Source organism: Pseudonocardia sp. (genome assembly GCF_025465255.1).
Taxonomy (GTDB): domain Bacteria; phylum Actinomycetota; class Actinomycetes; order Mycobacteriales; family Pseudonocardiaceae; genus Pseudonocardia.
Genome location: NZ_JAODNI010000025.1, coordinates 31,131 through 45,480, shown reverse-complemented (window position 1 = coordinate 45,480; position 14,350 = coordinate 31,131). Strand labels below are relative to the sequence as shown.

General features: G+C 69.5%; 9 protein-coding genes and 1 pseudogene. All 10 read right to left on the bottom strand.

Features of this window, described 5'->3' with window-relative positions; genetic code table 11:
• Positions 1–570 precede the first annotated feature (570 nt).
• The 10 genes and pseudogenes from JWP64_RS02470 to JWP64_RS02425 all read right to left on the bottom strand — a co-directional run bounded on the left by JWP64_RS02470 (position 571) and on the right by JWP64_RS02425 (position 14,104).
• Positions 571–1,584 (bottom strand): ROK family glucokinase, encoded by a 1,014-nt coding sequence (locus JWP64_RS02470; RefSeq protein ID WP_297491775.1) that lies wholly within the window; start codon positions 1,582–1,584, stop codon positions 571–573.
• Positions 1,581–2,369, bottom strand: coding sequence for an HAD family phosphatase (locus tag JWP64_RS02465; RefSeq protein WP_297491772.1), 789 nt, complete (start codon positions 2,367–2,369; stop codon positions 1,581–1,583). The genes JWP64_RS02470 and JWP64_RS02465 overlap by 4 nt, the downstream gene beginning before the upstream one ends.
• Positions 2,353–4,818, bottom strand: a complete 2,466-nt coding sequence (locus tag JWP64_RS02460) for a glycosyl hydrolase family 65 protein (RefSeq protein ID WP_297491770.1) — start codon at positions 4,816–4,818, stop codon at positions 2,353–2,355. Before JWP64_RS02460 ends, JWP64_RS02465 begins: the two co-directional genes overlap by 17 nt.
• Positions 4,819–4,849: 31 nt before the next feature.
• Entirely contained in the window at positions 4,850–5,674 is an 825-nt protein-coding gene (gene otsB, locus JWP64_RS02455) for a trehalose-phosphatase (RefSeq protein ID WP_297491768.1), read from the bottom strand.
• Positions 5,675–5,676: 2 nt separating this feature from the next.
• Positions 5,677–7,134: a sugar porter family MFS transporter gene (locus JWP64_RS02450; RefSeq protein WP_297491766.1), complete on the bottom strand. Its 1,458-nt coding sequence runs from the start codon at positions 7,132–7,134 to the stop codon at positions 5,677–5,679.
• A 312-nt stretch (positions 7,135–7,446) separates the two neighbouring features.
• A pseudogene (locus tag JWP64_RS02445) lies at positions 7,447–7,608 on the bottom strand (transposase); the annotation flags it as partial.
• 533 nt (positions 7,609–8,141) lie between these two features.
• Positions 8,142–8,819 (bottom strand): FCD domain-containing protein, encoded by a 678-nt coding sequence (locus tag JWP64_RS02440; RefSeq protein ID WP_297491764.1) that lies wholly within the window; start codon positions 8,817–8,819, stop codon positions 8,142–8,144.
• Positions 8,820–8,964: 145 nt separating this feature from the next.
• Positions 8,965–10,200, bottom strand: a complete 1,236-nt coding sequence (locus JWP64_RS02435) for an amidase (protein WP_297491763.1) — start codon at positions 10,198–10,200, stop codon at positions 8,965–8,967.
• An 8-nt stretch (positions 10,201–10,208) separates the two neighbouring features.
• The gene (locus tag JWP64_RS02430) at positions 10,209–12,026 is read right to left on the bottom strand and encodes a hydantoinase B/oxoprolinase family protein (RefSeq protein ID WP_297491761.1); all 1,818 of its coding nucleotides are present in this window, start codon (positions 12,024–12,026) and stop codon (positions 10,209–10,211) included.
• Positions 12,023–14,104, bottom strand: coding sequence for a hydantoinase/oxoprolinase family protein (locus JWP64_RS02425; protein WP_297491759.1), 2,082 nt, complete (start codon positions 14,102–14,104; stop codon positions 12,023–12,025). Before JWP64_RS02425 ends, JWP64_RS02430 begins: the two co-directional genes overlap by 4 nt.
• Positions 14,105–14,350: the final 246 nt, after the last annotated feature.

The window sequence follows — 14,350 nt, the reverse complement described above, 5'->3', positions numbered from 1 at the left end:
GCACCGAGCGGATCCACCGGTGCTGGTGCCGGCAGGACGGCGGGCTCAGGGGACAACTCGCCTGACGCAGGACGCTCGCTGGGCGGCCTCGACGGCTGTGTGCCCAACCGCCGAGGCCTTGAGCTGCACGGCCCCGGGCGCCGATCACAACCCTGGGTGGACGCTACGGACGATTCGTGCCTCCTGCTGATCGGGTCCTCGGACCGCTTTCAGAGCCCGCGGTTGTACCGCGCCTTCGAAGACACCGTCGGGTTTGGCGCGTAGCTCCGGCACACGGATGACCCGTTGTCCTCGGCGGCGGCTGGGGCGAGCGGCAGCGATCCGTGATCCGATCCGACGGTCTCTGGCCGATCCCTCGGACGCATCGAGGTCGGCCGCGAGCACGGCCGGCGGATCGGATCCGGATGTAGCGGGTCGCGTGGCGGCCACCGGTCTGCCTCAGAAGATGCCGCCGTCGAGTTCGACGACCGTCGGGAGAGCGCCCCGGATATAGGCCTCGCGATTCTGCCTCCACACCGCCCATATAAGGAGGGGAAGCGTGACGCGGCGGCTGTATCGAGGGCCAGCTACTCAGTGCTGCTGGGCGAGGTCGGCGGCGCCGACCAGGCCTGCCTCGTTGCCCAGTTCGGCGATGCGGACCTGCGCGGTGGGACGGTGTCCGCGGCCGGTGAGGTTCTTGCGCAAGACGGCCTCCACCGGCGCCCGCAACATCTCGCCTGCCTCCGAGACGCCACCGGCGATGACGAACATCCCGGGGTCGAGGACCGCGGCCAGCTGGGCCATGCCCCTGCCGAGCCACTTGCCCAGCTCGTCGAAGCACTGCAGCGCCGCGACATCCCCGGAACGGGCGGCCGCGGTCACCATGTGGCCGGTGATGTCCTCCGCGCGGCCTCCCGCGAGCCGCAGCAGCTCACGGGACATCGACGGGGACACCGTGGCCTGCTCCTGCGCTTCCTGGACGAGCGCGCGCCCGCTGCCGTACTGCTCCCAGCAGCCCTGCAGGCCGCATCCGCATCTCCGGCCGTCGGGGACGATGTTGAGGTGCCCGACCTCGGCGGCCACCCCGTAGCGGCCCCGATACAGCTCCCCGTCGAGCACGACGCCCCCACCGATACCCGTGCCGATCGTCAGGATCACGACATGGGTCTCGCCGCGGGCGGCCCCGAACTGGACCTCCGCCCACGCGGCGGCGTTGGCGTCGTTCTCCACGACCACCGGAAGCCCGAGCCGCTCCTCGAGCGACTCGCGCAGGCGCTCGTCGCGCCAGGCCAGGTTCGGCGCGAACATGACCGTCGAGCGCCGCTCGTCGACGAAGCCCGCGGCACCCAGGCCGATTCCCACCACGGAGTAGGAGCTGGTCAGCTCGCGGACCGCGTCGGCGATGGTGTCCTGGGTCTTCGACGGGTCGTCGGCCGGCGTCTCGCGGCGGGTCTGGGCGACGATGCGACCGCCCCGGTCGACGACCCCGGCGAGGATCTTCGTGCCGCCGATGTCGACGCCGATGGCCAGCGTGCCCTCGGTGGTGTCGCGCACCGGCCGGGGGCCGGTGTCCGCCGTCGAGGCCGGCTGGGCCGGGCTGCTCACGACGTCCGCCGGACGAGCTCGTGCCGGCTCAGCGCCGTGACGTCGATCTCGTCGAGGGACGTGACGACGAGGTCGGCCCGCTCGGCCGCGAGCAGCTTCTCGTCGTCGGCCCTGGCGAGGCCGATCGCCGCCATCCCACCCGCCTTCGCGGCCTGGACCCCGCTCGCCGCGTCCTCGACCACGAAGCAGTCTTCGGGCGGGACGCCGAGCTCGGACGCGCCGGTCAGGAAGATCTCGGGGTGCGGCTTGCCCTGGGCGAAGTCACGTCCGGAGATGTCGACATCGAACGAGTCGAGCAGGCTCAGTCCCGGGGTCAGGAAGTCGTAGGACAGGCCATTCTGCTCAGCGAAGGTGTCGAGCCGGATCTGGCGCAGGAACAGCCCCGCGTTCTTCGACGACGACGCGGCGGCGATCGGGATGCCCGCGCCCTTCACGGCGAGGACGAAACGCAGCGCGTCCGGGTAGGCCTCGAACTCGCCCGCCTCGATGAGCTTGACGACCATGTCCTGCTTGTACGCGCCGTAGGCCTCGACCCGGTCCTTGGCGTCGGGGACCTCGAAGTACTCCAGGGCGGCCAGGGCGCCGGCGGCGCGGGGCTTGCCGGACATGACCTGCTGGTAGACCTGCGGGGTGAACCGATCGTCCGACCACGAGCTCTGGTCCCTGATGTCGGCCCAGTCGGACTCCATCAGCTCGCGCAGCGAGTCCTTCCAGGCCCGCTCGTGGGGGGAGTCGACGAGCACGCCGTCGACGTCGAAGATGGCCCCCTCAAAGCCTGTCGCCATGGTGGCTCCCTTCCGCGTTGCTCAGGTGGTTCGGATCCGCCGGCCCGGTTTCGTGGGACAAGCGGAACACCGTGCTGTCGCCCGCGCCGAGTTCGCGCACCTCGCTGCCGACGCCGATCCTGACCGGTCCGCGGAAGCCCTCGGGCAGCGCGAGCACGGTCAGCTGGTCGCCGGCGATCGACACCCGTAACGGAGTACCGCGGAACTGCATCGAGAACACCAGTCCGTCGAGGCGGTCGAGCAGGGTCGGCTCGAAATACAGCACGCCTTCCCGGACGTCGCTGCCGACGTAGTAGCGCTGCAACAGGTCCAGGGTTCCGGACATGACACCCATGTGGATGCCTTCCTTCGTCGTCCCGCCCTGGACGTCGCCGATGTCGCTCTCCAGCGCCACGATGAACCGGTCCCACGAGCTCTTCGGATCGATGTCGGCCAGGACGCCCGCGTGGGTCACGAGGCTCAGCGTGGAGCCGTGGGAGGTGCGCCGGTCGTAGTAGTCGATCGTGCGCCGGGTCAGCTCCGGATCGTGCGCGTAGCCGAGCCGCCCGAGCAACGTCCGGAGCTCCTCGTCGGAGAACAGGAAGAACAGCATGACCGTGTCGGCCTGCTTGGCCAGCTTGAACCGGTCGGGGTCCTCGCCCTCGGCCTTGAGGATCCGGTCGAGGCGCTGGATGTTGGTGTGCTGGGCCCGGTAGCGCTCCCAGTCGAGCTCCTCGAGGTCGAGGTAGCCCTCGAACTGGCTGATGATGCCGTCCGGATGGAACGGCACGTACATCTTGCGGCTCATCTCGTCCCAGGTGCGCAGCTCGTCGTCGGTCAGCCCGAGCCGGGCACGCAGCGCCTCCCGGCGGCTCACCGGCAGCAGTCTCAGCACGCGCGGCGCGGTGTCGGCGATCCAGGCGACCATCACGTTGGTATAGGCGTTGTTGCGCAGCCCGCCCTCGTCGGAGCCGGGATAGCGCTCGTGGAACTCGTCGGGTCCCATGACGCCGTGGATCTCGTAGCGGTCGCGCTCCGGGTTGTAGTGGGCGGCCGACGCCCAGAACCGCGCGATTTCGAGCATCAGCTCGGCGCCGTAGTCGCGGAGGAACTCCCGGTCGTCGGTGGCCTGGTAGTACTTCCAGACGTTGTAGAAGATCGCGGCGTTGACGTGCCGCTGGTTGTGGCTGTGGTCGGGATCCCACTGCCCGGACAGCGGATTGAGGTGGACGACCTGCGTCTCCTCGGTGCCGTCGCTGCCGCTCTGCCACGGGAACATCGCGCCCCGGAAGCCGGCCTCGCGCGCCGCGGCGCGCGCCTCGGTGAGCCTGCGGTAGCGGTACAGCAGCAAGCCACGGGTGATGTCGGGCAGCCGGAAGTTCAGGAACGGGTAGACGAAGAGCTCGTCCCAGAACACGTGGCCGCGGTAGGCCTCGCCGTTGAGCCCGCGTGCGGGGACGCCGGCGTCGTGGCGTGCCGTGTGCCGTGAACACACCTGCAGCACGTGGCCCACGTGGAAGCGCAGCAGCAGCTGCACCCGGGGCTCGTGGGGGAGCTCGACGTCGCAGACCTCCCAGAGCTCCGTCCACGCCGACGCGTGCTCCTCCAGCGCTTCGGCGAAGTCCGGGTAGCGCAGCACGTGCCGCCCCGCGGCCGCGAGCGTCTCGGTGATCGCGTTGTCGTGCGAGGTGAACAGCGAGACCATCTTCTCCACGCGCACGGACTCGCCCTGCGTCACGTCCAACGCGATCACCTGCTGGATGTAGTCCACCATCTGGTGCAGGCTGCGCTCCGCCTGTACCGGCGCGCCGTCGCGGAACACGCGCGTGCGGGCGGCCTCGGCCACGTAGATGTTCGACTGCCGGGTCTGCACCTTGATCGCGATGGTCTCCGGCCCGAAGGTGCGGGGGGAGACGGGGTCGAGGTGGCGGCCCTCCAGCTCGAGGTACCGGGCGACCATCTGGTTGGTCACCCGGCCGTCGAGCCCGGAGATCACCTCGACGCGCCCCGACCAGTTCTCGGGCGTCAGCGTCCACTCGATCCCGGCCTGGTGGCTGTGGGCCATGCTGACGAAGCGGCGGCTGCGCAGCGTCGTCTCGCGATCGGCGCGGTCGCGGAACCGCATGACGCGCTGGACCATCGCGAGCCGGATGTCGTAGGAGTGCTCGTAGGAGATCAGCTCGACGTTCTCGAGCCGGATTGCGTCCTCGCCCTCGATCCGCAGCTTGAGGACGAGCCAGTTGGGCAGGTTGACCAGGTCCTCGTTCAGCACCGGCCGGCCGCCGAGGATCGTGGTCTCCCGGTTGAAGCCACCGTGGGCGTAGGTGCCCGGGTAGTGGACGCCGTCGGCGTCCTCCCACTCGGCCGTGCCGCGGGTGCAGAAATAGCCGTTGCCCGTCGACGTCAGCGACTCCCGCAAACCCTCATTGCCGGGGTCGTAGTTGTCGTAGGCGATCGCGAAGTCGGACACAGGTTCCCTCTCGGTACGGCGAAACGGCCCGTCAGCGGGCCAGAGTGGAGAGCAGCTGTTCCACCTCTGCTGGCGAGGGGAGCACGAAATCCGCGGCTGTGGCCCGATCGGCCACCTCGGGATCATCGGCGTGCCCGACGATGATCCCGATGCCGCGACCACCGGCCAGCGCCCGGAAGGCGTCCTCGTCGGTGATGTCGTCGCCGAGGTAGATGGGCACGACGTCGTCGGTGTCGAGGCCGAGGGTCTGCAGCAGGTAGAGCACGGCCCGGCCCTTGTTCCAGTCGATCTTCGGCTGGAGCTCGTAGACCATCTTCCCCGGCGTGACCTTCAGCCGGTCCGGCTGCTCGGCGAGCATGGCGTCGACGGTGTCGGAGATGCGCTTGTGCTGAGCCGGGTCGACGAGCCGGAAGTGCACCGCGACCGAAGCCTTCTTCGGCTCGACCACCACGCCCGGGATCGAGCCCACCTCCGCGCGGAGGCGGTCCGCGGCCTCGGCGACCACGTCCTCGAACCCGCTGGCGGCGTCATGCTGGATCGTGCCCTCGGTGGGGCTCCAGATGTCGAACCCGTGGCTGCCGGCGACGACCAGGTCGTCGACACCCATCAACTCCTGCACGACCGGCCGGTCACGGCCGCTGACCACGCAGACCGGGCACCGCTTGGCTAGCGCCTGCACCGTCTCCCGCATGCTGTCGGAGATCAGCGCGTCCTCGGGCCGGTCGACGATCGGCGTCAGCACCCCGTCGTAGTCGAGGAACACCGCCGGGCGGCGACCGGCCATGCGTTCGGCGAACCGGCCGTCGTCGTGCAGTGCATTGGGCAGATCACGGACCGTCGACGTCGGCGCGGCCATCGTCAGACCATCTCTTCCAGCTCGCGTCCCTTCGTCTCCTTGACGTATCTGATCACGAAGAAGATCGACACGAAGGCGAAGAACGTATAGACGCCGTACGCCAGACCCAGCCCGACCGAGGACAGCGCCGGGAACGTCGTGGAGATGATGAAGTTCGCCACCCACTGCGCCGCGGCCGCGACCGACAGCGCCATGGCGCGGATCTTGTTGTTGAACATCTCACCGAGCAGCACCCAGACGACCGGACCCCAGGTGGCGCCGAAGAACACCACGTACAGGTTCGCCGCGACGAGTGCGATCGGGCCGGCCGACCCGAGGGTCGGCGTGCCGTTGATGACCGGTGCGGTACCGAACAGGAACGCCAGGACGCCGAGGCAGACGAACTGCCCGATCGCGCCGATGAGCAGCAGCGGCCTGCGGCCGATCCGGTCGACCAGCGCGATGGCGATGATGGTCGTGAGGATGTTGGTGACCGACGTGATCACCGTGATCGCCAGCGCGTCCTTCTCGTCGAAGCCGACGGCCTGCCACAGCACCGACGAGTAGTAGAAGATCACGTTGATGCCGGTGAACTGCTGGAAGACCGACAACCCGATCCCGACCCAGACGATCGGGAGCAACCCCAGCCGCGGACCGCGGATGGTCGCGAAGCCGCCCTCGCCCTTCTTGCCCCTGAGCGTCCGGATGATCTCCTTGATCCGCTCGTCGACGTCCCCGCCGACGAACCGGCGCAGCACGGTCGCCGCCTCACCCAGGCGCTCCTTCGCGCACAGGTACCGGGGCGACTCCGGGATCGTCAGGGCCAGCAGGCCGTAGGCGACCGCGGGCACCAGCAACGACAGGAACATCCACCGCCACGTCGCCTGGCCGAACCACAGCGGTGCCGATGCCGAGCCGGAGCCGGCGACCAGCGCGTAGTCCACCAGCAGGGCCACGAAGATGCCCGTGACGATGGCCAGCTGCTGCAGCGAGCCCAACCTGCCGCGCAGGTGGGCAGGCGATATCTCCGCGATGTAGGCGGGAGCGATCACCGATGCGGCGCCGACGCCGAGCCCGCCGATCAGGCGCCAGAACGCGAGATCCCAGATGGAGAACGCGAAACCGGCACCCAGCGCGCTGACGGCGAACGCGATCGCGGCCAGGATCATCACCCTGATCCGGCCGTGCCGGTCGGCGAGCGCGCCCGCGAACCAGGCGCCGATGGCGCAGCCGATGAGCGCCGCGGCGACCGCGAACCCCAGGACCAGGGGCGACGCGTGGAACGCCTCCCCGACTGCCTTCACCGCGCCGTTGATCACTGCGGTGTCGTAGCCGAAGAGGAAGCCACCAAGTGCCGCGGTCGCGGTGACCAGAACGGTGCGGCCCGTACTCGGAGTGGCGAAACCGACCTGCGGGATCTGAACGCCCGACTCCTGGGAGGGGTCGCTCTGCGGGGGCTGACCGCCCGGTGTGGTCACCACGTGGGCCTCCCTGCGCGATGCACGCTCGTCGTCGAGGCGGTCTGCGCTCGACAGATGGCCCGCGCCGCATAGAAGTGTGTCTAGGATCACAAGTGACCGTCAAGAGGTACAGGAATGAAAGGTCTCCAAGACAGGAATGGCGTCCGCAGTGGCGTGGCAGTACCCGGTCTGAACGGGTGCGGGAACTGCCTTAGCCCGGATGCATCGTCTCCCCGACCTGATGATCGACGATAAGGCTCAGGGCTTGGTCTGAGCGGTTTCTACCAGTCCGCGTTCTGCGCCGTCGGGCTCGACCCGACCAGCAAGGCGTTCTACATCCAGGGTGCCGGCGCGGGAGTCGAAGTCGCGGTGGCGGTAGCCGTTGCGCACGTTGGTACGTTCGTCGCTGCGCTCGCCGTAGCCGGCGCCGCAGACCGCGTCGGCCTCGGAGGACATCAGAGTGTCGATGAACGCCTACGCCACGCCCCTCACCAGGGCCTGCCGCACACCACCTTGGCGGACGCCACTGCCGGCGTGGACCACCCCCGGGGTCCTCGGGTTTGAAGCAGTGTCCAGTCCGTGGCCTGCGGCACGAGGTACTAGCCCGTACGGACGATGTCTGGCCGGCTGATCCAATCCGTCCCTAGTGTGCGAGCGGAAGACACGCGGGTTCGCACCGCAGGACGTCGCTGTGTGCGCCGACGGCCAAGAGGCGGTCAACACGGTCACCGAGGCGGCCGCCGCACCGGCGGCGAGGGCATCGGCGGCTTGCACCCCGGCGTGACCGCCGTCGCGCGTGGAGCCAGGCGCTGCGTGGCTTCATCGTTCAGGTAGTCCCTCGGCCAGCTGCCGGGCGGCCACGGCGAGCAGCGCCGAGCCCTCGCGCTGCAGCGGGTCGGCGTCCAGCCCGGGCAGCGGCTGCCCGGCGTGAGCAACACCCCGGCGGATCGCGCCCCGGACGAGGCGCGCCGCGGCGGTGATGATGCCCAGCGGGGCGAAGGGTGCGAATCAGGACGACGTGCGCCGCATCATCGGCGGTGGAGCCGGTCCATTCTCGTGTACGCGTCACCGAGATGGTCCAGGTGTCGGCGCATCGCACTCATCGTTCCCATCGAGTCGCCGTCCTCGACCCGCGCGAGCAACGCGCGGTGGTCTGCATCGACGCACTGCCAGAATCCGCCCGGTGCGCGGTCACGGCCGAAGCGGCTGGAGAGCACCCGGAAGATCGGAATGGTGATCACTTCTAGCAGAGGGTTGCCCGCCGCGCGGAGCAGCACCAGATGGAACTCCTGGTTATGGGCGTAGGTCTCGGGTCCCTGCGCACCGCTCGGGTCGAATATCGATCGGCGCAGCGCATCCAGGTGATCGTCGGTGCGACGGTATGCGGCGATCCCGGCGGCCGGTACCTCGAGCATCTGCCGAACGTCGATCAGCTGGTCCACCGACACGGTCTCGACCGCGGTCATGAGCCCGACGCCGGTCTCCAGGTGGGCGCTGATGTCGCTGACGCTCGGGACGGCGACGAAGCTGCCTCCGGTGACGCCGCGGGTCGTGGAGATGATGTTCTGGCTCGCCAGGACCTTCAACGCCTCGCGGATGGTGCTGCGGCCGACTCCGTACTGGGCGCTGAGCTCCAACTCGCTGGGTAGACGGGCGCCGGGGGCGAGTTCGCCGGCGAGGATGTGGTCGCGGATCTGCCGCGCCACGGCGGCGTAGGCGGGGGGGCCTGCTGTCCCGTCAGCGCGTTTCATCGCACTCCTCAATCACACGGCGCTCGAGCGGCCCCGCGGTGCAGGCTATCGCTCGTGCGGACCCCGCGTGAGGAGGTGGACCTGCTCCGGCGGGCCCTGATCACAACATTCCCTCGAGGCTGGAGGGTGGCCGCCGCCGGTGCCACCTCGTCCGTTCCTGGTAGGCCGCACCCAGGGTGAGGAGGACGTCCTCCTGCCCGGCCGCCGCGGTCAGCTGGGCACCGACGGGCATCCCTGAATCCGGGTGGGAGCCCACGGGAAGTGCGAGGGTCGGACCGGTGTGCAAGGACCATGGGTAGGTGAACCGGCCCAGGTGCCGGGCCACGGCGATGACGTCTCCTCCGCCGCGCCGCGGCACGTCGATCGGCATGGTCGGCGTCAGGATGGCATCCACCTCGGTGAAGAGATCATCGAGAGCGGCCTGGAAGCTCGCTCGGGCTCGGAGCGCTCGGGTTCGGTCGTCTTTGGTCAGCGAGAGCCCGAGCCGGACCCGCGCGAGCGTGTCCGGGTGGAACCGGTCTGGTTCGCTCCGAAGCCGGTCGCGGTGCAGTTCGGACAGCTCGGAGTAGACGAGGGTGTAGACGGCGTCCTGTGCGGTGTCCACCCCGGGCAGCGTCACCCTGACCAGGTCCATCCCCAGCGCTCCGAGGTCGGATGCGGCGGCCGCCACAACGGCCCTGACGCCCGGGTCGACACCGTCGGTGAAGAAGTGGGTGGGGATGCCCAACCTCCCGATCGCGGGTCGAGCCGGCTGGTGGGAGCGGGCCAGCACGGCGAAGAGCCGGGCGAGGTCGGCAACGGTCCTGGCCATGGGCCCGACGGTGTCGACAACCGTGCTGACGGGGAAGACACCGGCGGTGCTGATCCGTCCCACCGTCGGCCGAAGTCCCGAGACACCGCACATCGCTGCCGGCAGGCGAACGGACCCGCCGGTGTCGGTGCCCAGCGCCGCATCCACGAGGCCGGCGGCGACGGCGACGCCCGACCCCCCGCTCGAGCCGCCAGGGATCCGTTGCGGGTCCCACGGGTTCCGACATCCTCCGTACGCCGAGTTCTGGCTGGTCACACCGACGGCGAACTCGGCCATGTTCAGCTTCGCCGTGATCGTTGCCCCCGCGGCCCGGAGCCGCTCCACGACCTCTGCGTCGGCCTCGGGCACGCGCTCGTGGAAGAAGGCGGAGGCACAGGTGGTGAGGATGCCCGCCGTGTCGATGTTGTCCTTGAGCCCCAGCCGCAGGCCGCCGAGCGGGCCGTGCCCCGCGCCGTCACCGGGGTCGATCCACGTGATGACGGAGTTGAGGGTCTCGTCCAGCGCACGTGCGGCGGCGGGGGGCACCGTGGCGTTCAGGCTGCGGCCCGTGCCGAGCGGAGCTCCCGGGTGGCCACCTCGTCGACGGTCCACGAGTCGGTGTCCAGAACGACGCCGTAGTCCCGGCGGGCGTCCTCGGCGGTGAGGTACTCGTCCTCGACGTCGTCGAGCACGGCCTGCGGGTCGCGGGCGAGCGGGTCGCCGAACCCTCCACCGGAGGGCAACCGGATCTCGAGCACGTCGCCGGCCTTGCACACCTCCTGCGTGACCTTCGAGAAGAGCACCTCCTCGCGGTCGGTCCCCGGGTTGCGGATGAAGGCACCGGAACGCCCGTCGTGGCCACCCAGCGCCCCGGCTGGCGGGTCGGAGCGGTTGTCCGCCTCGGAGCCGAGGAATGTGTCCACCTCCATGAGCCAGGTGCGCACGCTGCCGATGCCGCCGCGCCACTCACCGGGCGCCGGCTGCTCCTCCCGGAGCTCGTAGCGCACGGCCCGCATCGCGTGGTTGAGCTCCAGCTCCTCGATGGGGTTGTTGCGGGTGTTGGCCATCAGGGAGTCGACGCAGTCCATGCCGTCCTTGCCGTTGCGACCGCCGTAGGAGCCCTCGTTGATCTCGATGTAGACCCAGTAGGACTCGCCGTCGGCGGCCAGTCCGGAGTAGGCGATCGCACACAGCGCCGCCGACGATCCTGCGATGGCCCGGTCGGGCAGGACCGGCGCAAGCGCCAGGTTGATCGAGTCGAACACGCGGTTGACCTGGGAGAACCGGGCGAAGCACGATGCCGGGAAGTTGGGGTTGAAGATGCTGCCCTCGGGCGCGTAGGCCTTCACCGGCCGGAAGCACCCGTCGTTCTGGGGCACGAACTCCTCGGTGAGGAACTCGTCGAGAAGGATGGTGCGGATCGCCGACACGGCCGTCGGGAGCACCGAGCCCTCGAACGGCACGTTGAACGCGGTGGGCACCTGGTCGTTGGAGCCGGTCAGGTCCACCAGCACGTCATCGCCGTCGACCTGCACCCGGACGGCCACCTTGAGCGGGATGCCCCGGTTCTTGCCGTCGTCGTCCAGGTAGCCGATCGGTGCCTCGTAGGACCCGTCCGGGATCTCGCGGATCCGGCGGCGGAGCATGTCCTCGGAGTAGTCCATCCAGCGCTCAGCGGCGCTCATGACGGTGTCGAGGCCGTACTTCTCCAGCAGTTCGGTGAAGCGGCGCTCGCCCAGCCGCGCGCAGGCGATGAGGGCCTCGAGGTCGCCGCGGTTCTGCTCCGGGGTGCGGACGTTGTCCAGGATGTGCTGGATCAACATGTCGTTGCGGACGCCGGCCTCGTAGATCTTCATCGAGTCCATGAGCTTGCCCTCGGCCCAGACGTCGACGACGTCCATGCACAGGCCGGGGAAGTTGCCGCCGATGTCGGACACGTGGCCGGTGCATCCTGCGAACCCGATGTGCTCGCCCTGCCAGAAGATCGGGATCATGACGCCGTAGTCCGGCGAGTGGGCGGCCCCGTGGTAGGGGTGGTTGTGCAGGACGACGTCGCCTGGCTGGTAGGTGCCGGCGAGCCGGCGGTTGATCCCGCGGATGTAGGCGGGGATGGAGCCGCAGTGCATCGGCGTCGAGTCCGACTCGCACAGCTCCCGACCGTTCACGTCGAAGATGCCGGCGCCGAGGTCCTCGGACTCGCGGATCAGGCTGGAGTAGGCCATCCGGTAGAGGACCTGGGCCATCTCCTTCGCCATCGAGTTCAGGGCGCCACCGATGACCCGCAGCGTGATCGGGTCGACGTCCACGTCTTTCCAGGTGCGAGTGGCCTCGCCGGCCAGCGAGACGCCGGTCGTGGGCATGAGCGCGGTCACGCGGACTTCCTCTCCATGATGATGTGGCCGACGGCGTCGACGGTGGCCTGCTGGTTGATGCCGATGACGGTGGTCGAGTCGAACTGCTCGACGATGGCCGGGCCGCTGATCCGGTTGCCGGCGCGCAGTAGGGCGCGGTCGTAGACGGGCGTCTCGAACCACTCCGGGGCGCTCGGCTCCTCGCGCCAGAACAGCGCGCGCGTCGTGGCCTTGATCGCCGGGCCGGCGTCCTCGCCCCCGGTCTCGATCTCACCGATGATGATGTGCGGGACCGCGCCGACGCCGGTGACCCGGATGTTCACCAGGTGCACGGGCTTGTCCTCGAACCGCTGGGAGTAGGTCCGGCCATGGACGTCGTGGAAGGCCGCGGCGGTGGCGGCGACCCATCCCTCGTCGATCTCCCCGTCGGGGGCAGGAACGCGCAGTTCGTAGCCCTGCCCCATGTAGCGGCAATCGACGGACCGCTCCATGGAGATGTGCTCGTCGTCGACGCCGTCGGCGCGGAGCTGGCTGCGTGCCTCCTCCTCCAGTCGCTTCATCTGCGTCGCGATGAGGTCGACGTCCGGAGCCGCGGAGGACGTCCACACCGTCGTCGGGATCTCGTAGCGGAGGTCGGTGGTGAGCAGGCCCATGGCAGAGGCGATGCCGGGGTGGCGGGGCACGATGACCCGGGGGATGCCCAGCTGCTCGGCGATGTGCCAGGCGAACAGGGGGCCTGCGCCGCCCTCGGCCACCAGGGAGAAGTCTCGGGGGTCGTAGCCTTTGCGCACGGAGTGGAGGCTGATGGCCTCGGTCATCGAGTACGCGAGGATCTTGAAGATGCCCATGGCCGCCCGGTCGAGGCTGGTGTCCAGGGGCTGGGCGATGTGTGTGTCGACGGCCGCGCGAGCGAGCTCGGGCCGCACGGTCATGTTCCCCGAGAGGAAGCTGTCCTCGCGCAGCCAGCCCATCAGCACCATGGCGTCGGTCGACGTCGGCTCGGTGCCGCCCCGGTCGTAGCACGCCGGTCCGGGGACGGCCCCCGCGCTTCGGGGCCCGACACGGAACATGCCGCCCTCGTCGACGGACGCGACGGACCCGCCGCCGGCGCCGATGGTGTCGACCTCGGCCATCGGGACCATGGCATGGTAGTCGCCGATGCGGGTGTCGAGCAGATGCTTCATCCGGAGCTTCCCGTCCGGCGCGACGCCCACGTCGGCCGAGGTGCCACCCACGTCGAGGGTGATGACGCTCGGATACCCCGAGGCCCGACCGATCGCGCACCCGCCCAGCAGTCCGGCGATGACCCCGCTGGTCAGCAGGGACACGGGTGCCTCACATGCGCTGCGCGCGGTGGCCAACCCACCGGCAGAGGTCATCAGGTGGACGTCCTCGCCGATCCCCGCCGCACGAGCGGAGTCGGCCAGGTTGGTGACGTAGGTGGAGACCTTCGGACCGATGAAGGCGTTGAGCGCGGTCGTGGAGAACCGCTCGTACTCGCGGTACTGGGGCGCCACCTGGCTGGACAGCGAGACGAAGACCTCCGGGAACTCCTCGGCGATGATCGCACGCACCCGCTCCTCGTGGACGGGGTTGCGGTAGGCGTGCAGGAAGCAGACCGCGATGGCCCCGACGCCGCGCTCCCGGAGCAGGCGAACCTGCTCGCGCACCTGGTCCTCGTCGAGCGGGGTCAGCACGGTGCCGGTGGCGTCGATGCGCTCGGTGACCGTGCGCCGGTTGCGGCGACGGACCAGCTGCCACTTCTGCCAGGGGAGGTCCTGGTGGTTGGAGTAGTTCAGCGGGCGCTTCTTGCGGGCGATGTGCAGCAGGTCCCGGAAGCCGTCGGTGGTGATCATCCCGACGTCGGCACCGTTGTGCTCCAGGACGATGTTGGTCGCCACCGTCGTGCCGTGGAAGAACATCTCGATGTCGCTGACCGGGATGCCGGCCCGCTCGGCGAGCACGCCGATGCCCTCCATCGTCCCGACCGAGGGATCAGCCGGTGTGGAGGGGGTCTTGTGGACGACGACCTGCCCCGCGTCGTCCCACAGGATGAGGTCGGTGAACGTACCTCCGACATCGACTCCGATGCGCTTCATCCACGGTTCCGTTCTGGTCAGCCCGCCGAGGGAGTAACAGGGTCGCCGCGACACGGACCGGCCGGCGCGGTGACTGGACGAGGCCGGCAATTCAGCTGCCGGACGATGTCGCACATAGTGGGGGAGCCCTCCGTGTCACCGCAATACCTCTGAAGTTTCTAGTTGAGGCCGTACGTGGCCTCCGGCAATGCTGAGCTGGGACCGCCTTGATAGTCCCGTTTGGGGACGAAGCGGGTATCGGAAGGG

What these genes read in the sequence shown, in the direction of transcription:
- JWP64_RS02465 (WP_297491772.1), bottom strand. Translation starts at nt 2,369, where the DNA reads ATGGCGACAGGCTTTGAGGGGGCCATCTTCGACGTCGACGGCGTGCTC.
- otsB (WP_297491768.1), bottom strand. Translation starts at nt 5,674, where the DNA reads ATGGCCGCGCCGACGTCGACGGTCCGTGATCTGCCCAATGCACTGCAC.
- JWP64_RS02425 (WP_297491759.1), bottom strand. Translation starts at nt 14,104, where the DNA reads ATGAAGCGCATCGGAGTCGATGTCGGAGGTACGTTCACCGACCTCATC.